We start from the raw sequence: 20,880 nt of genomic DNA, 5'->3' as shown, positions 1-20,880 counted from the left end.
TCGGGCTCAGGGCTCAGGGCTCAGTGGTCGGCCAGGGTGGATTCGGGTCGTTCGAGCACGCTGTAGCCGCGCTTCCAGTGAATGCGTGCCACCTGGATAGAGCGCCAGGTCATTGCAATGAAGCCGAACAGGCACAGCGCGTAGACGATGTTCATCGGTGCATCGACGATGGTCATGCGCGTGTTGTTGCCGATCTTCAGCATCATCTGCACCGTCATGATTACGGCCGCAACGAAGAAGGCAGTGCGCAGCACGTCGACTGCGCGCGACATCCAGCGGCCCATGGTCGCCGGCATGTGGCGATAGAAGAAGTCGACCTGGATCTGGTTGTTCTTCGCCACGCCGATGGCCGCACCGATGAAGACCACCGCAATCAGCATGTAGCGCGCCACTTCTTCCGTCCATGCGGCCGAGTCGTTCATCACGTAGCGCGTGATGAACTGGTAGAACACCGTGAGCCCGAGCATCCAGAAGATCGCGAGCGAGATCCAGCCTTCGGCAATGGTGTGGGAAAGGTCGACGGCCTCGTCTTCTGCGTGGAAGTGGCCTTCGTCATCAATGATTTTCTGTTCGGTCATGCCAAGTCTCGTGAAAGGGTGCGGGCCCATTCCAGAAACACCGCGGAACCGGCTTTGCCGGGCCGCTGGTGTTGCCCCCTGCAAGGGGGTGGGCGAAGCGACACGAAGTGCGCGCAGACTGGGGGTTTACTTAATTGCAGTGATGCGGTCGTAGTCCTGCTGGCGATAGCCGTGGTCCGTGGGCTTGGTGTTCTTCAGCACGGCTTCGCGGAACGCGGCCTTGTCTACCGTGATCACGTTGTTGCCCTTCTTCTTGAACTCCTCGACCAGGCGGGCTTCCGAAGCGATGATGTCGCGGCCCGTTTTTTCAGCGGCTTCCTGCATCACCTCGGTGAAGATCTTCTTCTCGTCGGCCGAAAGCTTGCCCCACAGCTGGCCGGAGGTCACGGTGAGCAGCGAATCGATGATGTGGCCCGTGAGCGAGATGTTCTTCTGCACCTCGAAGAACTTCTTGGCTTCGATGGTCGGCAGCGGGTTCTCTTGCGCATCGACCGTGTTGTTCTGCAGCGCAAGATAGACCTCGGCGAAGGCGATGGGCGTGGCGTTGGCGCCCAGTGCCTTCGGGAAGGCCAGGTAGGCCGGCGCGTCGGGCACGCGGATCTTCAGGCCCTTCATGTCCTCGGGCTTGGTCACGGGCTTGGCGGCGCTCGAGGTGACGTGCCGCGCGCCGTAGTAGTTGAGCGCCGTGATGTGGTTGCCGCTCTTGTCGTCGTAGCCCTTGGCAAGCTCCTGGAACACATCGCTCTTGGCGTACTTCAGCAGATGCTCCGCATCGCGGAAGATGAACGGAAAGTAGGTCACGGCCAGCGGCTTGTAGGTGTTGCCCGCAAAGCTGGCGCCGGTCAGAACGATGTCGACCGTTCCGAGCGTCATGCCCTGGTTGATGTCCGCTTCCTTGCCCAGGCTGGAGGCCGGGAACACCTGGATGTCGTACTTGCCATTGGTGCGCTTCTTGATCTCTTCGGCGGCCCACACGGAATACTTGTGGAACGGCTCCGAGGTTTCGTACACGTGCGCCCACTTGAGCTTGGTTTGCGCGCCGGCGATGCCGTAGGCGCCCAGGGCGGTGGCCGCCAGGGCGCAGGCGGCGATGGCTTTCAAGGTGTTGCGTTTGCTGTTCATCGGTTTGTCTCCGTTGTAGTAGTGGCTGAAAGGAAATGCTGCTGGCGATTCAGGAGGCTTTTGCGCGGCGCCAGCTCGCGCTGAATCTCTGGTGCGAGTTGTCCATGTGGGTGTGCATCGCGGCACGCGCGCCCTCGGCGTCGTGTGCGGCCACCGCATCGCGAATGGCCTCGTGCTCGGCAATGGCCGAGCGCCAGGAGGGCACCGTTTCGAAATAGCCGCCCAGGCGCGTGAAGATCGGCCCGTTGCGGGAATCCCAGAAGCTTTGCACCGTTTCGATCAGCACGGCGTTCCCGCTGGCGGTGACGATGGCCACGTGGAACGCGCGGTCGCCGTCCAGGGGCAGCACTTCGCGGTCGGCGAGTTCGCGCATCAGTTCGATGGCGCGGCTCATGGCGTCGACGTCCTTGCGCTTGCCGATGGTGGCCGCAATGGCTGCCGTTTCGCCCTCGATCACGCGGCGCGCGCGAATCAGCTCCAGCGGCCCCCATTCCGTGGGCGCCACCGGCTTGCTTGCGCGATGCGACCGGTCGAGCACATACACGCCCGAGCCCGTGCGAACCTCGACCCAGCCTTCGACCTCGAGCGCAATCAGCGCCTCGCGCACCGAGGGCCGGCTCACCCCGAGCTGCTTGGCCAGGTCGCGTTCGGCCGGCAGCCGCGCGCCGACCGCGAATTCGCCCTCGCCGATCAGCCCGCGGAGCTGGTCGGCAATCTGGCGGTACAAGCGCTGGGGTTCGACGGTCTGGAGCGGCACGGGGTTGTTGTCAGGGGTTAAGGGTTGTCCTGAATTGGACAAGTGGTAAGGCCAATTCAGAATACGATCCGCACCGCGCCATTGCCATCAGGCCAAACCCTGAACGGGCCGGTTCCCATCTTTCAAGGAGACATGCATGAGACTCAAGGGCAAGACCGTGCTCGTGACGGCGGCCGGACAAGGCATTGGCCATGCGAGCGTGCTCGCCATGGCGGCCGAAGGCGCACAGGTCTGGGCAACCGACGTGAACGAGAAGCTGCTCGAGCGCTACGCCGGCGTGGCCAACGTTCGCACGGCCAGGCTCGACGTGCTCGACAAGGACGCCATCGGCGCCTTCTTCAAGAGTCTTCCCGCGCTCGACGTGCTGTTCAACTGCGCGGGCGTGGTGCACAACGGCACTGCGCTCGACGCCACCGACAAGGACCTGGAGTTCGCGTTCAACCTGAACGTGCGCGCGCAGTTCTGGACGATCCAGGCCGCGCTGCCCGGCATGCTGGCCGCAGGAAGCGGCAGCATCATCAACATGGCGAGCGTGTGCTCCAGCATGAAGGGGCTGCCCAACCGCTTTGTGTACGGCACCACCAAGGCTGCGGTGCTCGGCCTCACCAAGAGCGTGGCGGCGGACTTCGTGGCGCGCGGCATCCGCTGCAATGCCGTCTGCCCCGGCACGGTCGACACGCCTTCGCTCGGCGAGCGCATCAACGCCAACGAAGACCCCGAAGCGGCACGCAAGGCCTTCATCGCCCGCCAGCCCATGGGGCGGCTCGCACAAGCCGAGGAAATCGCACCCGTGGTGGTGTTCCTGGCCAGCGACGAATCGGTGTTCGCCACCGGCCAGGCCTTCACGGTGGACGGCGGCCTCACCATATGAACCAGCTCGACTTCGCCGGCCGCCATGCCGTGGTGACCGGCGGCGCAGCGGGCTTGGGCTACGGCATCGCCGAACGGCTGATCGCATCGGGCGGCAGCGTCACGCTGTGGGACCGCGACGAGGCCGCGGCCACCAAGGCCGCAGCGGCGCTGGGTCCCAGGGCATTTGCGGTGAAGGTCGACGTGGCGCAGCAGCCTTCCGTCGTCGCTGCCGTGGCGGCCACGCTGGCGCATTCGCCGCGCATCGACGCATTGGTCAACAGCGCCGGCATCACCGGCCCCAACACCAAGCTCTGGGACTACCCGGTGGACGATTGGCGGCAGGTGATGGAGGTCAACATCAACGGCGTCTTTCTCTGCTGCCGCGAAGTGGTGGCGCAGATGCGCAAGCAGGGCTACGGCCGCATCGTCAACATCGCTTCGGTGGCGGGCAAGGAGGGCAACCCCAACGCCAGCGCCTACAGTGCGAGCAAGGCCGCCGTGATTGCGCTCACCAAATCGCTGGGCAAAGAGCTGGCCGACACCGGCATTCGCGTCAACTGCGTAACGCCAGCGGCAGTAAAGACCGCTATCTTCGACCAGATGACACCCGAGCACATCGCGTTCATGCGCTCGAAAATTCCCATGGGCCGCTTCGGCACGGTGGAAGAGGTTGCCGCGATGGTCGGCTGGCTCTGCAACGAAGATTGCTCGTTCTCCACCGGCGCTGTGTTCGACCTCTCCGGCGGCCGCTCCACTTACTAATTAATCAGTCTCCCCCCAAGAAAGGACAACATGAAACTCGTTCGCTATGGCAATCCCGGCAAGGAAAAGCCCGGCCTCATCGACGACAACGGCAAGTTGCGCGACCTGAGCGCGCTGGTCAAGGACATCGGGCCCGAACAACTCGGCGACGCCGCCATTGCCAAGCTGCGCAAGCACAAGGTCGACAAGCTTCCGCTGGTCAAGGGCAAGCCGCGCTTCGGCAGCCCGGTGGCCAATGTCGGCAAGTTCATCGCCATCGGCCTGAACTATGCCGACCATGCGGCCGAGTCCGGCTTGCCGATCCCCGCGGAGCCGGTGGTCTTCATGAAGGCGACCAGCTGCATCCAGGGGCCGAACGATCCGGTCATGCTGCCCAAGAACTCGGTCAAGAGCGACTGGGAAGTGGAGCTTGGCGTGGTCATCGGCACGCGCGCGCGCTACGTCTCGCAAAAGGACGCGCTCAACTTCGTGGCCGGCTACTGCACCATCAACGACGTGAGCGAGCGCGAGTTCCAGATCGAGCGCGGCGGCACCTGGGACAAGGGCAAGGGTTGCGACACCTTCGGCCCCCTCGGCCCGTGGCTGGTAACGCGCGACGAAGTGCCCAACCCGCAAAAGCTGTCGATGTGGCTCGACCTCAACGGCAAGCGCATGCAGACCGGCAGCACCAAGACCATGATCTTCAGCATCGCGAAGATCGTGAGCTACCTGAGCCAGTTCATGACGCTCTTGCCCGGCGACGTGATCACCACCGGCACGCCGCCCGGCGTGGGCCTGGGCATGAAGCCGCCGCTCTACCTGAAGAAGGGCGACGTGATGACGCTGGGCATCGAAGGGCTTGGCGAGCAGCGCCAGGAAGTGGTGCCTTTCAAGCTTTGAGCCGACCAAGGCCAGCAACGGCGCGGCGGGCGAGAGCCCGCCGCGCCTTTTTGTTTGTTTGTTTGCGCGCCGTGACGCGCTCAGCGCAGCACCCGGATCAGCTCGTCATACACCAGCCGCACGCGCGCGGGCACCGGCGCGCGTTGCGGACGGTAGACGTGAATCGGAAATGGCTCCGGCGCGTCCGCCTCCAGCACGGACACCAGCGCGCCCGAGCGCAGCCAAGGCTCGGCCAGCGGCCCGATCAGCTGGCCGAAACCCACGCCAGCGAGCACGGCAGCGCATTCGGCATCGATGTTGTCCGTCACGAATGCGGGCGATGACACGGTCACCACGCGCCGCTTGCTGAAAGGCCATGGCCACGGACGGCCCGAGCTGCGGTCGATCAGCGCCGTGAGCGGCAATGCCGAAAGCGCATCGAGGCCCTGCGGCGTGCCGACTCTTTCGATAAGCCCCGGCGCCGCCACCACATGCAGCGGCATTTTTCCGACAGCGCGCGCAACGAACCGGGCGTCGCGCATCGGTCCGACGCGCACGCCAATGTCGATCTGCTCGTCGACCACGTCGGCATGCTGCTCCGACAGCCGCAGGTCGAGAACCAGCCCGGGGTGTGCTGCGAGCAGCGGCGCGAGCGCCCGCGGAATGAGTCGGGCATACACATGCGGCGCCGTGACCCGCACCGTGCCCGCATGCTGCGACAGCGTGCGCCGGTCGATCTGATGAAACAGCTCGTCCACGCCGCCCACCGCCACACGGGCGCGCTCCGCAAGCTGACGGCCGAAATCGGTGAGCTGCACGCCGCGCGTGCTGCGGTGGAACAGCGGCTCGCCCAGTTCTTCTTCGAGCTCGCGCACCGCACGCGTCACCACCTGGGGCGAGACCGACAGGCGCACGGCGGCCTCGCGAAAGTTGGCGGCATCCGCGGCAGTGCAGAACACGCGCAGGGCTTCGAGGCGGTTGGCCATGGGGGGCTTTCGGGAGATCAGGAGAACGAGTATTCCATTTTCAGGAATTCTGAAGTCGCAAGAGTTTCATTTACGGGAACGCGTGGATTTTCCACACTGCATGCACTTCTTGTTTTTCTTCAGCACACCCGAAAGGAACTTCCATGACATCCGTTCAAGACAATATCCGCGGCAAGGTTGCCATCGTCACCGGCGCGAGCAGCGGGCTCGGCGAATCGACCGCCCGCCACCTGGCCGCACGCGGCGCCAAGGTGGTGCTCGCGGCGCGCCGCACCGACCGGCTCGACAAGGTGGTCGCCGAAATCCGCGAGGCCGGCGGTGAAGCGATTGCGGTCGCCACCGACGTGGCCCAGCGCGCCGACCTGGAAAAGCTTGCAGCCGCCACCGTCGAAGCCTTCGGCCGCATCGACGTGCTGGTCAACAACGCGGGCGTGATGCCGCTCTCACCCCTCGAAAAGCTCAAGGTCGACGAATGGGACCGCACCATCGACGTCAACATCAAGGGCGTGCTCTACGGCATTGCCGCGGTGCTGCCGCGCATGCAGGCACAGGGCAGCGGCCACATCGTCAACGTCGCGTCCATCGCTGGGCTGAAGGTGTTCACGCCCATCGGCACCGTGTACAGCGCGACCAAGCATGCGGTGCGCGCCATCTCCGAAGGGCTGCGCGTGGAAATGGGCAACAGCGGCGTGCGCGTGACCATCGTCTCGCCGGGCGCGGTGGAGTCGGAACTGAAGTTCGGCAGCTCCGACGCCGAAAGCGCGGCCGGCGTGAAGGCGTTCTACGAGGCCAACCAGATTCCGGCCGATTCCGTGGCGCGCGCGGTGGTCTATGCCGTGGAGCAGCCTGCAGACGTGGCCATCAACGAGGTGGTGCTGCGGCCGGTTTCGCAGGAGTTCTGATCCGGGGCGGGGCGGCAGCGGCCCCGCTCCGCACCAATTAACCTTCAACCTCTGAAGGACATTGACAGCCAAAAGTGCAAAGCCCCTGCAAAATAGAACGACCGTTCGTTTTATTCGGAGCTTTCCACGATGTCTGTCAATGCCGTTCCCGCCAAGCCGGTCCGCGCCGCCCAGAAGGGCCAGCAGACCAAGGCCGTCATCGTCGACGCGGCGCTGGCGCTGGCGGCGCAGATCGGGCTCGAGGGCTTGTCGATCGGCGCCGTGGCCGAGATCACCAAGATGAGCAAGTCGGGCGTATTTGCCCACTTCGGCTCGCGCGAGGAGTTGCAGATCTCGGTGGTTCGCGAGTATCACGCGCGCTTCGAACAAGAGGTGTTTTTCCCCGCCCTCAAGGCGCCGCGCGGCCTGCCGCGCCTGCGCGCGATGTTCGCCAACTGGATGAAGCGCACCTCGGCCGAGATCGACTCCGGCTGCATCTACATCAGCGGCGCTTCCGAATTCGACGACCGCCCCGGCCCGGTGCGCGATGCGCTGGTGGAGTCGGTCAGCATCTGGCAGGCGGCCGTTCTGCGCGCCATCGTGCAAGCAAAGAGCGAAGGCCATCTGCGCGCCGACGCCGACGAGCGCCAGGTTGCATTCGAAATCCATGGCCTGATCCTCGCGCTGCATTACGAAGCACGCTTCCTGCAGGTGCCCGGCTCCATCGGCCGCGCCAACATCGGCTTCGACAACATCCTGGCGCGCAGCGCCACGCCCGATGCCCCGGCGGCCGAAGCCGCTGTTTCTGCGCCGGCCGGCCGCCGTCTCAAGCCCGTGCGCTGAGCTCGCGGCCCCGTTTTCTTTTCGCTTCCCCCTTTTTTTATCTAGCTTCGACCAGGAGAGTTCCGGATGCCTACCTACAACCCACCCGTACGCGACATGCAGTTCGTGCTGCACGAAATGCTCAACGTCGCCGAAGAACTCAAGGCGCTTCCGGCCCACGCGGAAACCGATGCCGACACCATCAACGCGGTGATCGAAGAAGCCGGCAAGTTCGCCGCCGAGGTGACCTTTCCGCTGAACATCAGCGGCGATGAAGAGGGCTGCAAGCTCGACAAGACCACGCACGAAGTCAAGACGCCGAAGGGCTTCAAGGACGCCTACGCCAAGTACGTCGAAGGCGGCTGGCCCGCGCTGTCGTGCGACCCGGCCTTCGGCGGCCAGGGCCTGCCCTTCGTGGTGAACCAGTGCCTGTTCGAAATGCTCAACAGCGCGAACCAGGCCTGGACCATGTACCCCGGCCTCTCGCACGGCGCATACGAAGCCCTCGTGGCCCACGGTACCGAAGAGCAGAAGAAGACCTACCTGCCCAAGCTCACGAGCGGCGAATGGACCGGCACCATGTGCCTGACCGAACCCCATTGCGGCACCGACCTGGGCCTGTTGCGCACCAAGGCCGAACCGCAAGCGGACGGCAGCTACCGCATCACCGGCAGCAAGATCTTCATCTCGGCCGGCGAGCACGACATGACGGACAACATCATTCACCTGGTGCTGGCCCGCCTGCCCGATGCGCCCAAGGGCAGCAAGGGCATCAGCCTGTTCGTGGTGCCGAAGTTCAAGGTCAAGGCCGACGGCTCGCTCGGCGAGCGCAACCCGATCTTCTGCGCCGGCCTCGAGCACAAGATGGGCATTCACGGCAACGCCACCGCGCAGATCGTGATCGAAGGCGCCATCGGTTCGCTGGTGGGCGAGCCCAACAAGGGCCTGGCCGCGATGTTCGTGATGATGAACGCCGCGCGCCTGGGCGTGGGCAACCAGTCCCTCGGGCTGACCGAAGTGGCTTACCAGAATGCACTGGCCTACGCCAAGGACCGCACGCAGATGCGCTCGCTCTCCGGCGTGAAGGCCAAGGACAAGGAAGCCGACCCCATCATCGTGCACCCCGACGTGCGCAAGATGCTGCTCACGGCCAAGGCGTATGCCGAAGGCGGCCGCGCGCTGCAGATCTTCTGCACGCTGCTGCTCGACAAGGAGCACCACCACCCCGACGAGAAGGTGCGCAAGGACTCGGGCGAACTGGTGGCGCTGCTCACGCCCATCGTCAAGGCCTTCATCACCGACAACGGCCACATCGCGACCAATTCGTGCATGCAGGTGTTCGGCGGCCACGGCTTCATCAAGGAATGGGGCATGGAGCAGTTCGTGCGTGACAACCGCATCAACATGATCTATGAAGGCACCAACACCATCCAGTCGCTGGACCTGCTGGGCCGCAAGGTGCTGGGCAACAATGGCGCGTCGCTGAAGAAGTTCGGCAAGCTCGTCGCCAAGCTGGTGGAAGAAGAAGGCGTGAACGAGAAGATGGCCGAGTTCATCAACCCCATTGCAGGCCTGGGCGATCAGCTCACCAAGTTCACGACCGAGATCGGCTTCAAGGGCTTCCAGAACCCCGACGAAGTGGGCGCCGCCGCGGTGGACTACCTGCGCGTGGCCGGCCACTTCGTGTTCGGCTACCTGTTCGCCCGCATGGCCCAGGTGGCCCTGCGCGAAATTGCTGCCGGCAACACCGACCCGTTCTACGTGGCCAAGCTGCAAACGGCGCGCTTCTACTTCGCCAAGCTGTTCCCCGAAACCGCGACGCTGATGCGCACCGCGCGTGCCGGCAGCAAGGTGTTGATGGACACCGAAGCGGCGCTGGCATAAAGCCGCAGCCTTTCTTCATCGCTCAACCGGCACTGCCCATGAAATCGACGCTTGCAGCCATCTTTCTCGCCGCCATTTCTGCCACAGCCATGGCCCAGGGTGCAGCCCTGACTCCGGTGGGCTTGTGGCGCAACGTCGACGACAAGACCGGCGAGGCCAAGGCCGAGATCCGCATCGGCGAATCCAACGGCGCGCTCATCGGCCGCATCGAGAAGTCGCTCCGGAAGGACGCCAAGCCCGACGCGATCTGCGATGAATGCAGCGACGACCGCAAGGGCAAGCCCATCACGGGCCTCGACATCATCCGCGGCGGCAAGAAGGCCGAAGGCAAGGACGTCTGGGAAGGCGGAAAGATCCTCGACCCCGAGAACGGCAAGGAATACCGCGCGAGCTTCACGCCCATCGATGGCGGCAAGAAGCTCGAAGTGCGCGGCTACCTCGGCCCCTTCTGGCGCACCCAAACCTGGAACCGTGTCCAGTAAACCGCCGCGTTTTCAATCCAAGAAATACCAATCAACATGTCCCGATTTCAAGTGAAGAAGGTCGCCGTGCTCGGCGCCGGCGTGATGGGCGCGCAGATTGCGGCCCACCTCGTCAACGTGCGCGTGCCTGTCGTGCTGTTCGACCTGGCCGCAAAGGACGCGACCGGAGCTGTCGCTCAAGGTGCAGCGAAGAACGGCATCGTCACGCGCGCCATCGACAACCTCAAGAAGCTCAAGCCCGCGCCGCTCGGCGACGTGGCCGATGCGGTGCTCATCGAGCAGGCCAACTACGAAGACGACCTCGCCAAGCTCGGCGAGTGCGACCTCATCATCGAAGCCATTGCCGAGCGCATGGACTGGAAGCTCGATCTCTACAAGAAGATCGCGCCGCACGTGGCCAAGCACTCGATCCTGGCCTCGAATACCTCGGGGCTTTCGATCACCAAGCTCAGCGAGGCGCTACCCGAAGCATTGAAGCCGCGCTTCTGCGGCATTCACTTTTTCAACCCGCCGCGCTACATGTTCCTGGTGGAGCTGATCAACACGCCCACCACCCAGCCGCAGGTGCTCGACGACCTCGAGGCCTTCGTCACCAGCACGCTCGGCAAGGGCGTGGTGCGGGCGCACGACACGCCCAACTTCATCGCCAACCGCGTCGGCATCGCGGGCATGCTGGCGACGCTGAAGGAAGTCGAGAAGTTCGGCCTCACACCCGACGTGGTGGACGACCTCACCGGCAAGAAGCTGGGCCGTGCAAGCTCGGGCACCTTCCGTACCGCCGATGTGGTGGGCCTTGACACGATGGCCCACGTCGTCAAGACGCTGCAGGACAACCTGAACGCCGAGACAGATCCGTTCTACGCCAACTTCTCGACGCCGCCGGTGCTCGCGAAGCTGCTCGAGATGGGCAACCTCGGCCAGAAGACCAAGGCCGGTTTCTTCAAGAAGGTTGGCCGCGACATCCTGCGCTTCGACCTCCAGAGCGGCGAGTACCTGCCCGCCGGCGCCAAGGCCGACGAGGTGTACGGCCGCATGCTCAAGAAGCCCGCGGGCGAGCGCCTGAAGCTGCTGCGCGAGAGCGAAGGACCGCAGGGCCAGTTCCTCTGGGCCATTCTGCGCGACAGTTTTCACTATGCCGCCGTGCATCTGGCCAGCATTGCCGAGAGCGCGCGCGACATCGACTTTGCGATGCGCTGGGGCTTCGGCATGAAGCAGGGCCCGTTCGAGCTCTGGCAGGAAGCCGGCTGGGCGCAGGTCGCCAAGTGGATCCAGGAAGACATCGACGCGGGCAAGGCGCTGAGCACGGTGCCGCTGCCGAAGTGGGTGTTCGAAGGCGCGGTGGCCAAGGCCGGCGGCGTGCACACGCCCGAAGGTTCGTGGAGTGCGTCGCAAGGCCAGTTCGTGCCGCAGCGCAAGCTGCCGGTGCATGAACGCCAGCTGTTCCCCGAGAGTGTGCTCGGTGCGAACGCGGCCGACGCCAACACCGCGGGCACCACGATCAGCGACGAAGGCGATGTGCGTGTGTGGACGCTCGATAAGGAAGGGTTTGAAGGAGTGCTCATCGCCAGCATCCATTCGAAGATGCACGCCATCAGCCCCGACGTGGCCGAAGCGCTGGGCGCTGCCGTCGACTTGGCCGAAGCCGAATACAAGGGCCTGGTGATCTGGTCGCCCGACGAGATGTTCTCGGTTGGCGCCGACCTGCAGGCGATGCTTCCGGCCTTCGTGGTCGCGGGCATCGGCGCGGTCGAAGGCGCCGAGGAAGAGCTGCAGAACGTGATGCTCAAGATCCGCTATGCCAGCGTGCCGGTGGTGTCGGCCGTGCGCGGCATGGCGCTGGGCGGCGGCTGCGAACTGGCCGTGTACTCGTCGAAGCGCGTGGCCGCGATGGAAAGCTATATCGGCCTGGTCGAGGTGGGTGTCGGCCTGATTCCCGGTGCGGGCGGCCTGACCTACATCGCGCGTCGTGCGGCCGAGAACGCAGCGGCCTCGACGGGCACCGATCTGCTGCCTTTCCTTACCGAAGGCTTCACCGCCGCGGCGATGGCAAAGGTGGGCACGGGCGCTCTGGACTCGAAGAAGCTCGGCTATCTGCAGGGCAGCGACGTGATCGTGCCGAACAAGGACGAGCTGCTGTACGTGGCGTTGCAGCAGGCCAAGGCGATGGCCGATGCCGGCTACCGCGCACCGCTGCGCCGCACCTTCCGCGTGGCGGGCCGCAGCGGCGCCGCGACGATCAAGGGACAACTCGTGAACATGCGCGACGGCGGCTTCATCAGCGCGCACGACTTCCACATTGCCAGCCTGATCGCCAACGTGGTCACCGGCGGTGACGTGGACGCGGGTTCGCTCGTGACGGAGGAATACCTGATGACGCTGGAACGCAAGGCGTTCTGCTCGCTCATCGTGCATCCGAAGACGCAGGAGCGGATCATGGGGATGCTGAGTACCGGAAAGCCAGTGCGCAACTGACGAGGTTTCCTCTTCCTCCTTCCCCCTCTGGGGGAAGGCCGGGATGGGGGCATCGGCCTATGCAGAACCAATCCACTCCCAACGCGCAAAAAAATGCTCGCGCCCTTCGGCGCGAGATGACCGACTCCGAACGAAAGCTCTGGAGTGGTCTGCGCAGCGAGCAATTGGGAGTGAAGTTTCGCCGGCAGCATCCGCTCGGAAATTACATCACCGACTTCGCATGTCTCGATCCGAAACTGATTGTCGAACTCGACGGATCGCAGCATCAGGCACAAGAAGGCTACGACGCGCGACGCGACGCTTTCCTGCGCGCGCAGGGTTTTGAGGTCTTGCGCTTCGGGTCGAACGATCCGTTTGTCAATTTTGAAGGGGTGTTGCAGGCGGTCATCAATCGACTTGATGAATTGACGGCCGCTTGCCCCCATCCCAGCCTTCCCCCAGAGGGGGAAGGAGCCAAATCCAGGAGCTATCCATGAAACAAATCCAAGACGCCTACATCGTCTCCGCCACCCGCACCCCCATCGGCAAGTCGCATCGCGGCTACTTCCGCAACTACCGTCCCGACGACCTGCTCGCGACCACGCTGAAGGCTGCACTCGCCGCTGTGCCCGGCCTCGACCCCAAGGCCATCGAGGACATCATCTGCGGCTGCGCGATTCCCGAATCGCAGCAGGGCCTGAACGTCGCGCGCATTGGTGCGGTGCTGGCGGGTCTGCCGACCAGCATCGGCGGCATCACCGTGAACCGGTTCTGCGCTTCGGGCCTCTCTGCAGTGCAGATGGCCGCGGACCGCATCCGCGTGGGCGAGGCGGACGTGATGATCGCGGCCGGTGTCGAAAGCATGAGCATGGTGCCGATGATGGGCAACTCGCCGTCGCTCTCGCCCTCGATCTTCGAGCGCGAAGGCGACGTCGGCATTGCCTACGGCATGGGCCTCACGGCCGAGAAGGTCGCGCAGCAGTGGAAGGTGAGCCGCGAGGCGCAGGACGAGTTCGCGCTGGCTTCGCACCAGAAGGCCCTTGCCGCGCAGAAGGCCGGCAAGTTTGCCGACGAGATCACGCCCATCGAAGTGACCGACCGCACGCCGAACTTGGAGACAGGTGAGTCTATTGCGAAGACACGCACGGTGAACCTCGACGAAGGTGCGCGCCCCGACACCAGCCTCGAAGGCCTGGCCAAGCTGCGCACCGTGTTCGCCGCGCGCGGCACCGTGACAGCCGGCAACAGCTCGCAGACTTCCGACGGCGCGGGCGCGCTCATCCTCGCGAGCGAGAAGGCCGTGAAGCAATACGGCCTCACGCCGCTCGCGCGTTTTGTGAGCTTTGCGAGCAAGGGTGTGCCGCCGCACATCATGGGCATCGGGCCGATCGAAGCGATCCCGGCCGCGCTTCGCTACGCCGGGTTGAAGCACGAAGACATCGACTGGTTCGAGCTCAACGAAGCCTTCGCCGCGCAGTCGCTCGCGGTCATCAACACGCTGGGGCTCGATCCGAGCAAGGTCAACCCGATGGGCGGCGCGATTGCACTGGGCCACCCGCTCGGCGCGACGGGCGCGATTCGCGCGGCGACCGTGGTGCACGCGCTGCGCCGCGAGAACCTGAAGTACGGCATGGTCACGATGTGCGTAGGAATGGGGCAGGGCGCTGCGGGAATTTTCGAGCGCGTCTGATCGGGAACGCGCAAGACACCGCAACGAGTGTCGGAAGGAGACAGCATCATGCAGACGCAGCAGATCCCGGTCGACAACGGCGTGCAGGTGGCTGTGCGCCGCTACGATCCGGCCGGTGAACCTCGTGCCAGCATCGTCATCGGCGGTGCGATGGGCGTGCGCCAGTCGTTCTACGAACCCTTCGCGCAGTGGCTCGCCGGCCAGGGCCTGCGGGTGTGGACCTTCGATTACCGCGGCAGCGGCGATTCGCGCAACGGCGCCTCGCTGCGCGGCTTCGAGGCCGACCTGTTCGATTGGGCGCGCGATTACGAGGCGGTCGTCGACGCGGCCAAGGCTGCGCTGCCTGCGCATCCGCTCTATCTTCTGGGCCACAGCCTGGGCGCGCAGCTGCCGGGCTTCCTGCAGCGGCCCGAGCAAGTCGACGGCCTGATCAGCATTGCCGCCGGCAGCGGCTACTGGCGCGAGAACGCGCCGAAGCTCAAGCGCAGCATTCTCTATTTCTGGTTCGTGCTGGTGCCGCTGGTCACTCGGGTTTGCGGCTACTTTCCGGGCCGCAAGCTCAAGAAGGTCGGCGATCTGCCGCGCGGGGTCATCCTGCAGTGGCGCCGCTGGTGTCTCCATCCGCGCTACAGCGTGGGTGCCGAAGGCGACAGCGCTTTGCAGAGCTATGGGCGTGTGCGCTTCCCGGTGCTCGCGCTGTCGATGACCGACGATGAACTCATGACGCTCGCGGGCACCGAAAGCCTGATGAGCTTTTATGCGGGCGCGCCGCGTGCGGTGGAGCGCATCGCACCGGCCGACGTGCAGGCGCGGCGCATCGGGCACTTCGGCTTCTTCCGCGAACAGTTCAGCCAAAGCCTGTGGCCGAGCATGCTCGACAAGCTGCACCGCCTGGCCGCACTTACCGCGGTGCAGCAAGCCAGCGTCCCGCACACGACTGCGTGACGCGGCCCACCGGAGGCACACTGCAAATCATCATGAGTACGCATCCCTTCGACAAAGCCATTGCGCTGCACCACAGCGACATCCGCGTCGGCCATTTCACCGGTGCCACGAGCCCGGACTACTGGAACATGGTCGGGCCCTTCGGCGGCGCCACGGTGGCCATTGCGCTGCAGTCTGTGCTGCGGCATCCTGACTTGCTGGGCACCCCCCTCGCACTGACCGTCAACTTTGCGGCTGCACTCGAAGCCGGCGCTTTCGACGTGCAGGCCACGGCCGTGCGCACCAACCGGTCGACCCAGCACTGGACCGTGCAGATCACGCAGCCCGGCGCGGGCGGCGTGCCGAACATGACGACCACCGCCACGGTGGTCACGGCCGCACGGCGCGAGACATGGGGCGAAAGCGACATGCCGATGCCCACCGAGGCACCGAAGCCCGAAACGGTCGAACGTTTCAGCATCGGTCCGCCCGGTGTGGCCTGGCTGAACCGGTACGAGATGCGCCCGTTCAGCGGCGGTATCCCGACGAAGTGGGACAACAGCCTGCATCACAGCGAAAGCCGGCTCTGGCTGCGCGACGCGCAGGAGCGGCCGCTCGATTACTGCTCGCTTGCTGCAATGAGCGACATGTTCTATCCACGCGTCTGGCTGCGCCGCGCCAAGCATGTACCGGCAGGCACGGTGTCGATCACGACGTACTTCCATGCCGGGCCGGCGCAACTGGCGGAGGTGGGCACAGGCTACCTGCTGGGGCGCGCGGTGGGGCAGCAGTTCTTCAACGGCTTTTTCGACCAGGCGGCGCATCTGTGGAGCGAGAAGGGCGTGCTGCTTGCCACTTCCAACCAGATCGTCTACTACAAAGAGTAGGGGAGAACACCATGCAGAAGACCGCACTCATCGTAGGCGCCGGCGACGCAACCGGCGGCGCCATTGCCCGGCGCTTCGCACGCGAAGGCTATGCCGTCTGTGTGACGCGGCGCAGCCTCGACAAGCTGCAGCCGCTGGTCGCGCAGATCGAAGCGGGGGGCGGCCGCGCCCATGCGTTCGGCTGCGATGCGCGCAAGGAAGAAGAAGTGGTTGCGCTGGTCGAGCAAATCGAATCGACCATCGGCCCCATAGAGGTGATGGTGTTCAACATCGGCGCCAACGTACCCGAGAGCATCCTGACGGAAACCGCGCGCAAGTATTTCAAGGTATGGGAGATGGCCTGCTTCTCGGGCTTTCTCAACGGGCGCGAGGTGGCGAAGCGCATGGTGGCGCGCGAACTCCCGAAAGGCGGGCATCGCGGCACGATCATCTTCACGGGCGCCACCGCGTCGCTGCGCGGCGCCGCGAACTTCGGCGCCTTCTCGGGCGCGAAGATGGCCTTGCGTGCGCTGGCCCAGTCGATGGCCCGCGAGCTCGGTCCCCAGGGCATTCACGTGGCGCATGTGGTGGTCGATGGCGCCATCGACACCGAGTTCATCCGCAGCAATTTCCCCGAGCGTTATGCGCTGAAGGGGAACGACGGCATCCTGAACCCCGAGCACATTGCCGACAGCTATTGGATGCTGCATTCGCAGCCGCGCGACGCTTGGACGCACGAGCTTGATTTACGGCCCTGGTCGGAGAAGTTCTGAGATGCCGGTTTGCTGCGTTGTGCGTTCGATGGCTCATTCAGGGCGCGCACCCGCCGACGGGGTACCTTTCTCCGCGAATGTCCCCCGGCCTGCGGCCTCCTCCTTTATTTCGCTGCGCAAGGCACCCCATCGACGTGAGCGTTGGAAAGAGCGGTGGTTGATCAGCGATACACCACGAGCGTGCCCCAGTGCACAGGGCATCGGGTGCTCCCCGCAGCGAAATAAAGGAGGAGCCGAAGGCGGGGGACATTCGCGGAGGGGAGTACCCGGTGGCCTTTGCACACGCCCTGAACAGCAGCGCCCCGAACAGCAGCGCCCCGAACAAGAGCACTCTGAACAAGCCCGCGTCCCAAACTGACAGTTGCACCGCGAAGCATCAAAGGAGACATCATGACCAAATCCGTCGACTTCTATTTCGACTTCGGCAGCCCCGCCGCCTACCTGGCCGCCACGCAGTTGCCGCATGTGTGCGCCGACACCGGCGCCGAACTCGTCTGGAAGCCCATGCTGCTGGGCGGCGTGTTCCAGGCCACGGGCAACCGGTCTCCGGCCGAGGTGGTGCCCAAGGCGCCGTACATGACCATCGACCTGCAGCGCTTTGCAAAGCGCTACGGCGTGCCCTTTGTGCACAACCCGCACTTCCCCATCAACACGCTGCTGCTGATGCGCGGCGCCACCGGCCTGCAGATGAAGGAGCCGGCACGCTTTGGCGCCTACGTCGACGCCATCTTCCACGCCATGTGGGTCGAGCCGAAGAACATGAACGACCCGGCCGTCGTCGGCGCCGTGCTTCAGAATGCGGGCTTCGACGCCGCCGGCTTGCTCGCGCTGGCCGGTTCGCAGGAGGTGAAAGACCGCCTGAAGGCCGTCACGCAAGAAGCCGTGGAGCGCGGCGTGTTCGGCGCGCCCACCATGTTCGTCGGCGACCAGATGTTCTGGGGCCAGGACCGGCTGGATTTTGTGCGAGAAGCCCTCGACGCCTGAGCGCGGCGTGACCCGTTTTTATTCAAGGACCATTCCCATGAGCGACATCCTCGTCCACACCGAAGCCGGTGTGATGACCATTACCTTCAACCGCGTCGACAAGAAGAACTCCATCACCAGCGGCATGTACGCCGAGCTGGCCGACGCGCTCGCCACGGCCGAGAACGACGCGGCCGCGCGCTGCGTGCTGATCCAGGGCGACCCGACCATTTTCAGCGCCGGCAACGACATCGGCGACTTCCTGAACGCCCCGCCCGCCGGCAAGGAGTCGCCGGTATTCCGCTTCCTGCGCGGCATCGCGACCTTTCCCAAGCCTGTCGTCGCGTCCGTCTGCGGCCCGGCCGTCGGTATCGGCACCACGATGCTGTTCCACTGTGACCTCGTCTATGCCGGCGACAACGCGGCTTTCTCGATGCCCTTCGTGAACCTGGGCCTGTGCCCCGAGGCGGCCTCGAGCCTGCTGGTGCCGCAGATGCTGGGCTACCACCGCGCGGCCGAGGCGCTGCTGCTGGGTGAGCCTTTCATGGCCGAGGCCGCACTCGAAGTGGGCCTGGTCAACCGCATCGTGCCGCCGACCGAAGCCAACGCCATCGCCCAGGTGCAGGCGCGCAAGCTCGCGGCCAAGCCGCTGAGTGCGCTGGTCGAGACCAAGCGCCTGCTGAAGAAGGCGCAACTGCCCGCCGTGCTCGAGCGCATGGACGAAGAGGGCGCGAGCTTCGGCCGCATGCTGCGGGAACCAGCCGCACGCGAAGCCTTCGGCGCGTTCATGGAGAAGCGCAAGCCGGATTTTTCGAAGGTCTGAGGGCTCGACGTCCCCTGCGCTGATTACTTCTCGATCGGGCGGGGGCGGCCGTTGTCGTCGATGGCCACATAGGTGAAAGTGGCTTGCGTGACCTTGATGTACTCGCCCTGCGCCCGAAAACGCTCGGCGAACACCTCGACGGTCACCGTGACCGAGGTGCGCCCGATGCGCACCAGCTTCGAATAGAACGACAGGATGTCGCCCAGCCGCACCGGCTGCTTGAAGATGAATTCGTTCACCGCCACCGTGGCCTGGCGGCCCTTGGCGTAGCGCGCCGGAATGACCGAGCCGGCCAGGTCGCACTGCGCCATGACCCAGCCGCCGAAGATGTCGCCGTTGGCGTTGCAGTCCGCCGGCATGGGAATGACCTTGAGCACCAGCTCCATGTCGGTGGGCAGGCTTTTGAGGGTCGCGGCGGCGTCGGTGCTGGAAGTATCGGACATGGGCACAATCTGAGGCAGAACAAAGCAACCACGATTGTCCCTCATGCGCCGCAGCGGCGAAGCCCTACCTCCTCCCTCCCATCCCGTCGCCGGACACCCCCCGGCGCGCAGCGATCGCTCCGACTGGGCCACGCTGCGCCGCCTTTTTCCCTACCTCTGGCAGTACAAATGGCGGGTGATCGCCGCGCTCGCCTTCATGGTGGGGGCCAAAGTGGCCAACGTCGGCGTGCCGGTGCTGCTCAAGAACCTGATCGACACGATGACGCCCAAGCCCGACATGGCGCAGGCGCTGCTGATCGTGCCCATCGGGCTTTTGCTGGCCTACGGGCTGCTGCGGTTCTCGACCGCGCTCTTCGGCGAGCTGCGCGAACTGATCTTCGCCAAGGCCACCGAAGGCACGGCCCGGCAGATCGCGCTGGAGGTGTTCGGCCACCTGCATTCGCTGAGCCTGCGCTTCCACCTGGAGCGCCAGACCGGGGGCATGACGCGCGACATCGAGCGCGGCACGCGCGGCGTGCACTCGCTCATTTCGATGTCGCTCTACAGCATCGTGCCGACCATCATCGAGCTGGTGCTGGTGCTCACCATCCTGGGCGTGAAGTTCGACTCGCTCTTCGTCTGGATCACGGGGGCGGCGCTGGTGCTGTACATCACCTTCACGGTCACGGTGACCGAGTGGCGCACCCAGTTCCGCAAGACCATGAACGAACTCGACTCCATGGCGCAGAGCCGCGCGGTCGATTCGCTGTTGAACTACGAAACCGTCAAGTACTTCAACAACGAGGAGTTCGAGGCGAAGCGCTACGACGCCAGCCTGGACCGCTACCGCAAGGCCGCCATCAAGAGCCAGCGCACGCTGAGCATGCTGAATACCGGCCAGCAACTGCTGATTGCCATCAGCCTGGTGCTGATGCTCTGGCGCGCCACCTCGGGCGTGGTCGAAGGGCGCATGACGCTGGGCGACCTGGTCATGGTCAACGCCTTCATGATCCAGCTCTACATTCCGCTCAATTTCCTGGGCGTGATCTACCGCGAGATCAAGCAGAGCCTGACCGACCTGGACAAGATGTTCGTGCTGATGGAAAAAGAGCGCGAGGTGCGCGATGCGCCCGGTGCGCAGCCGCTCGCGGGCGTCGACTCGACCATCCGCTTCGAAGACGTGAGCTTTGCCTACGAGCCCGCGCGCCCCATCCTGAAGCACGTGAGCTTCGAGATTCCGGCCGGCAAGACCGTGGCCGTGGTCGGCCCCTCGGGCTCGGGCAAGTCCACGCTGGCGCGGCTGCTCTACCGCTTCTACGACGTGGGAATTGGCCCCCCACCCCCCGAGGGGGGCGCCGCCGACTTGGGGCGGCCCGGCGTCGGCGGGGGCCGCATCACCATCGGCGGCCAGGACATCCGCGAAGTGCAGCAATCCAGCGTGCGCCGCGCCATCGGCATCGTGCCGCAGGACACGGTGCTGTTCAACGACACCGTGGAATACAACATTGCCTACGGCCGGCCGGGCGCAACCCGTGAAGAGGTGGAGGGTGCTGCGCGCGCGGCCCGCATTCACGACTTCATCTCGGCCACGCCCCTGGGCTACGAGACCACCGTGGGCGAGCGCGGCCTCAAGCTTTCGGGCGGAGAGAAGCAGCGCGTGGCCATTGCGCGCACGCTGCTCAAGAACCCGCCGATCGTGATCTTCGACGAGGCCACCTCGGCGCTGGATTCAGCCAACGAGCGCGCCATTCAGTCCGAACTCAAGAGCGCGGCGCAGGACAAGACCACGCTGGTCATCGCACACCGCCTCTCGACGGTGGTCGACGCGCACGAGATCCTGGTGCTCGAAGCGGGCGTGATCGTCGAGCGCGGCACGCATGCCGAGCTGCTGGCCAGGCAAGGCCGCTATGCGCAGATGTGGGCTTTGCAGAAGAGCGAAGCAATGCCTCTGCTCTAACCCGATCATTCATTCCTCTGCTTTTAT

21 protein-coding genes are annotated in these 20,880 nt (G+C 65.0%); 16 read left to right on the top strand and 5 right to left on the bottom strand.

Going from position 1 to position 20,880, the window contains the following annotated elements:
• Positions 1-20 precede the first annotated feature (20 nt).
• The 3 genes from ABIC94_RS14085 to ABIC94_RS14075 all read right to left on the bottom strand — a co-directional run bounded on the left by ABIC94_RS14085 (position 21) and on the right by ABIC94_RS14075 (position 2,457).
• Complete coding sequence (locus ABIC94_RS14085; RefSeq protein WP_354373615.1) at positions 21-578, bottom strand: TRAP transporter small permease; 558 nt, start codon at positions 576-578, stop codon at positions 21-23.
• Between the two features lie 126 nt (positions 579-704).
• Positions 705-1,700 (bottom strand): sialic acid TRAP transporter substrate-binding protein SiaP, encoded by a 996-nt coding sequence (locus ABIC94_RS14080; protein ID WP_354373614.1) that lies wholly within the window; start codon positions 1,698-1,700, stop codon positions 705-707.
• A gap of 49 nt (positions 1,701-1,749) precedes the next feature.
• Positions 1,750-2,457: a FadR/GntR family transcriptional regulator gene (locus tag ABIC94_RS14075; protein ID WP_354373613.1), complete on the bottom strand. Its 708-nt coding sequence runs from the start codon at positions 2,455-2,457 to the stop codon at positions 1,750-1,752.
• Positions 2,458-2,593: 136 nt separating this feature from the next.
• Between ABIC94_RS14075 and ABIC94_RS14070 the strand changes: the two genes are divergently transcribed.
• From ABIC94_RS14070 to ABIC94_RS14060, 3 genes are read left to right on the top strand one after another with little or no spacing between them, the layout of a single operon-like run.
• Complete coding sequence (locus ABIC94_RS14070; RefSeq protein WP_354373612.1) at positions 2,594-3,328, top strand: SDR family oxidoreductase; 735 nt, start codon at positions 2,594-2,596, stop codon at positions 3,326-3,328.
• On the top strand, positions 3,325-4,071 hold the full coding sequence (locus ABIC94_RS14065) for an SDR family NAD(P)-dependent oxidoreductase (RefSeq protein WP_354373611.1): 747 nt from the start codon (positions 3,325-3,327) through the stop codon (positions 4,069-4,071). The genes ABIC94_RS14070 and ABIC94_RS14065 overlap by 4 nt, the downstream gene beginning before the upstream one ends.
• Before the next feature lie 30 nt (positions 4,072-4,101).
• Complete coding sequence (locus tag ABIC94_RS14060; RefSeq protein ID WP_354373610.1) at positions 4,102-4,950, top strand: fumarylacetoacetate hydrolase family protein; 849 nt, start codon at positions 4,102-4,104, stop codon at positions 4,948-4,950.
• Between the two features lie 80 nt (positions 4,951-5,030).
• Here ABIC94_RS14060 and ABIC94_RS14055 read toward each other — a convergent pair whose 3' ends face one another.
• The gene (locus ABIC94_RS14055) at positions 5,031-5,915 is read right to left on the bottom strand and encodes a LysR family transcriptional regulator (protein WP_354373609.1); all 885 of its coding nucleotides are present in this window, start codon (positions 5,913-5,915) and stop codon (positions 5,031-5,033) included.
• A gap of 143 nt (positions 5,916-6,058) precedes the next feature.
• Between ABIC94_RS14055 and ABIC94_RS14050 the strand changes: the two genes are divergently transcribed.
• From ABIC94_RS14050 to ABIC94_RS13995, 12 genes are all read left to right on the top strand, one after another.
• Entirely contained in the window at positions 6,059-6,817 is a 759-nt protein-coding gene (locus ABIC94_RS14050) for an SDR family oxidoreductase (RefSeq protein ID WP_354373608.1), read from the top strand.
• A 129-nt stretch (positions 6,818-6,946) separates the two neighbouring features.
• Complete coding sequence (locus ABIC94_RS14045; protein WP_354373607.1) at positions 6,947-7,639, top strand: TetR/AcrR family transcriptional regulator; 693 nt, start codon at positions 6,947-6,949, stop codon at positions 7,637-7,639.
• Positions 7,640-7,705: 66 nt separating this feature from the next.
• Positions 7,706-9,502: an acyl-CoA dehydrogenase C-terminal domain-containing protein gene (locus ABIC94_RS14040; RefSeq protein WP_354373606.1), complete on the top strand. Its 1,797-nt coding sequence runs from the start codon at positions 7,706-7,708 to the stop codon at positions 9,500-9,502.
• A 38-nt stretch (positions 9,503-9,540) separates the two neighbouring features.
• On the top strand, positions 9,541-9,984 hold the full coding sequence (locus ABIC94_RS14035; RefSeq protein ID WP_354373605.1) for a DUF2147 domain-containing protein: 444 nt from the start codon (positions 9,541-9,543) through the stop codon (positions 9,982-9,984).
• A gap of 36 nt (positions 9,985-10,020) precedes the next feature.
• Positions 10,021-12,456: a 3-hydroxyacyl-CoA dehydrogenase/enoyl-CoA hydratase family protein gene (locus tag ABIC94_RS14030; protein ID WP_354373604.1), complete on the top strand. Its 2,436-nt coding sequence runs from the start codon at positions 10,021-10,023 to the stop codon at positions 12,454-12,456.
• A 59-nt stretch (positions 12,457-12,515) separates the two neighbouring features.
• Entirely contained in the window at positions 12,516-12,932 is a 417-nt protein-coding gene (locus ABIC94_RS14025) for an endonuclease domain-containing protein (RefSeq protein WP_354373603.1), read from the top strand.
• On the top strand, positions 12,929-14,125 hold the full coding sequence (locus ABIC94_RS14020) for an acetyl-CoA C-acyltransferase (RefSeq protein ID WP_337321349.1): 1,197 nt from the start codon (positions 12,929-12,931) through the stop codon (positions 14,123-14,125). The genes ABIC94_RS14025 and ABIC94_RS14020 overlap by 4 nt, the downstream gene beginning before the upstream one ends.
• A gap of 48 nt (positions 14,126-14,173) precedes the next feature.
• On the top strand, positions 14,174-15,070 hold the full coding sequence (locus tag ABIC94_RS14015) for an alpha/beta hydrolase family protein (RefSeq protein WP_354373602.1): 897 nt from the start codon (positions 14,174-14,176) through the stop codon (positions 15,068-15,070).
• Between the two features lie 32 nt (positions 15,071-15,102).
• Complete coding sequence (locus ABIC94_RS14010; protein ID WP_354373601.1) at positions 15,103-15,936, top strand: acyl-CoA thioesterase; 834 nt, start codon at positions 15,103-15,105, stop codon at positions 15,934-15,936.
• Between the two features lie 11 nt (positions 15,937-15,947).
• The gene (locus ABIC94_RS14005) at positions 15,948-16,688 is read left to right on the top strand and encodes an SDR family oxidoreductase (RefSeq protein ID WP_354373600.1); all 741 of its coding nucleotides are present in this window, start codon (positions 15,948-15,950) and stop codon (positions 16,686-16,688) included.
• A gap of 390 nt (positions 16,689-17,078) precedes the next feature.
• Positions 17,079-17,672, top strand: a complete 594-nt coding sequence (locus tag ABIC94_RS14000) for a 2-hydroxychromene-2-carboxylate isomerase (protein WP_354373599.1) — start codon at positions 17,079-17,081, stop codon at positions 17,670-17,672.
• 37 nt (positions 17,673-17,709) lie between these two features.
• Complete coding sequence (locus ABIC94_RS13995) at positions 17,710-18,474, top strand: enoyl-CoA hydratase (protein ID WP_354373598.1); 765 nt, start codon at positions 17,710-17,712, stop codon at positions 18,472-18,474.
• A 23-nt stretch (positions 18,475-18,497) separates the two neighbouring features.
• Here ABIC94_RS13995 and ABIC94_RS13990 read toward each other — a convergent pair whose 3' ends face one another.
• Positions 18,498-18,917 (bottom strand): acyl-CoA thioesterase, encoded by a 420-nt coding sequence (locus ABIC94_RS13990; protein WP_157611956.1) that lies wholly within the window; start codon positions 18,915-18,917, stop codon positions 18,498-18,500.
• Positions 18,918-18,960: 43 nt separating this feature from the next.
• On the opposite strand from ABIC94_RS13990, the gene ABIC94_RS13985 reads away from it, so the two are divergent.
• Complete coding sequence (locus tag ABIC94_RS13985; protein ID WP_354373730.1) at positions 18,961-20,853, top strand: ABCB family ABC transporter ATP-binding protein/permease; 1,893 nt, start codon at positions 18,961-18,963, stop codon at positions 20,851-20,853.
• The last annotated feature ends 27 nt before the right edge of the window (positions 20,854-20,880 follow it).

The sequence above is a fragment of the Variovorax paradoxus genome, assembly GCF_040544635.1.
GTDB lineage: Bacteria > Pseudomonadota > Gammaproteobacteria > Burkholderiales > Burkholderiaceae_C > Variovorax > Variovorax paradoxus_R.
The sequence above is the reverse complement of the archived record's forward strand: the minus strand, read 5'-3'. Positions and strand labels throughout refer to the sequence as shown.

Bases quoted from the DNA above. Each gene is read 5' to 3' on its own strand.
- ABIC94_RS14045 (WP_354373607.1), top strand. From the start codon at position 6,947: ATGTCTGTCAATGCCGTTCCCGCCAAGCCGGTCCGCGCCGCCCAGAAG.
- ABIC94_RS14010 (WP_354373601.1), top strand. From the start codon at position 15,103: ATGAGTACGCATCCCTTCGACAAAGCCATTGCGCTGCACCACAGCGAC.
- ABIC94_RS14020 (WP_337321349.1), top strand. From the start codon at position 12,929: ATGAAACAAATCCAAGACGCCTACATCGTCTCCGCCACCCGCACCCCC.
- ABIC94_RS14025 (WP_354373603.1), top strand. From the start codon at position 12,516: ATGCAGAACCAATCCACTCCCAACGCGCAAAAAAATGCTCGCGCCCTT.
- ABIC94_RS13995 (WP_354373598.1), top strand. From the start codon at position 17,710: ATGAGCGACATCCTCGTCCACACCGAAGCCGGTGTGATGACCATTACC.
- ABIC94_RS13990 (WP_157611956.1), bottom strand. From the start codon at position 18,917: ATGTCCGATACTTCCAGCACCGACGCCGCCGCGACCCTCAAAAGCCTG.
- ABIC94_RS14055 (WP_354373609.1), bottom strand. From the start codon at position 5,915: ATGGCCAACCGCCTCGAAGCCCTGCGCGTGTTCTGCACTGCCGCGGAT.
- ABIC94_RS14065 (WP_354373611.1), top strand. From the start codon at position 3,325: ATGAACCAGCTCGACTTCGCCGGCCGCCATGCCGTGGTGACCGGCGGC.
- ABIC94_RS14060 (WP_354373610.1), top strand. From the start codon at position 4,102: ATGAAACTCGTTCGCTATGGCAATCCCGGCAAGGAAAAGCCCGGCCTC.
- ABIC94_RS13985 (WP_354373730.1), top strand. From the start codon at position 18,961: ATGCGCCGCAGCGGCGAAGCCCTACCTCCTCCCTCCCATCCCGTCGCC.
- ABIC94_RS14000 (WP_354373599.1), top strand. From the start codon at position 17,079: ATGACCAAATCCGTCGACTTCTATTTCGACTTCGGCAGCCCCGCCGCC.
- ABIC94_RS14085 (WP_354373615.1), bottom strand. From the start codon at position 578: ATGACCGAACAGAAAATCATTGATGACGAAGGCCACTTCCACGCAGAA.
- ABIC94_RS14050 (WP_354373608.1), top strand. From the start codon at position 6,059: ATGACATCCGTTCAAGACAATATCCGCGGCAAGGTTGCCATCGTCACC.
- ABIC94_RS14015 (WP_354373602.1), top strand. From the start codon at position 14,174: ATGCAGACGCAGCAGATCCCGGTCGACAACGGCGTGCAGGTGGCTGTG.
- ABIC94_RS14005 (WP_354373600.1), top strand. From the start codon at position 15,948: ATGCAGAAGACCGCACTCATCGTAGGCGCCGGCGACGCAACCGGCGGC.
- ABIC94_RS14030 (WP_354373604.1), top strand. From the start codon at position 10,021: ATGTCCCGATTTCAAGTGAAGAAGGTCGCCGTGCTCGGCGCCGGCGTG.
- ABIC94_RS14070 (WP_354373612.1), top strand. From the start codon at position 2,594: ATGAGACTCAAGGGCAAGACCGTGCTCGTGACGGCGGCCGGACAAGGC.
- ABIC94_RS14040 (WP_354373606.1), top strand. From the start codon at position 7,706: ATGCCTACCTACAACCCACCCGTACGCGACATGCAGTTCGTGCTGCAC.
- ABIC94_RS14080 (WP_354373614.1), bottom strand. From the start codon at position 1,700: ATGAACAGCAAACGCAACACCTTGAAAGCCATCGCCGCCTGCGCCCTG.
- ABIC94_RS14035 (WP_354373605.1), top strand. From the start codon at position 9,541: ATGAAATCGACGCTTGCAGCCATCTTTCTCGCCGCCATTTCTGCCACA.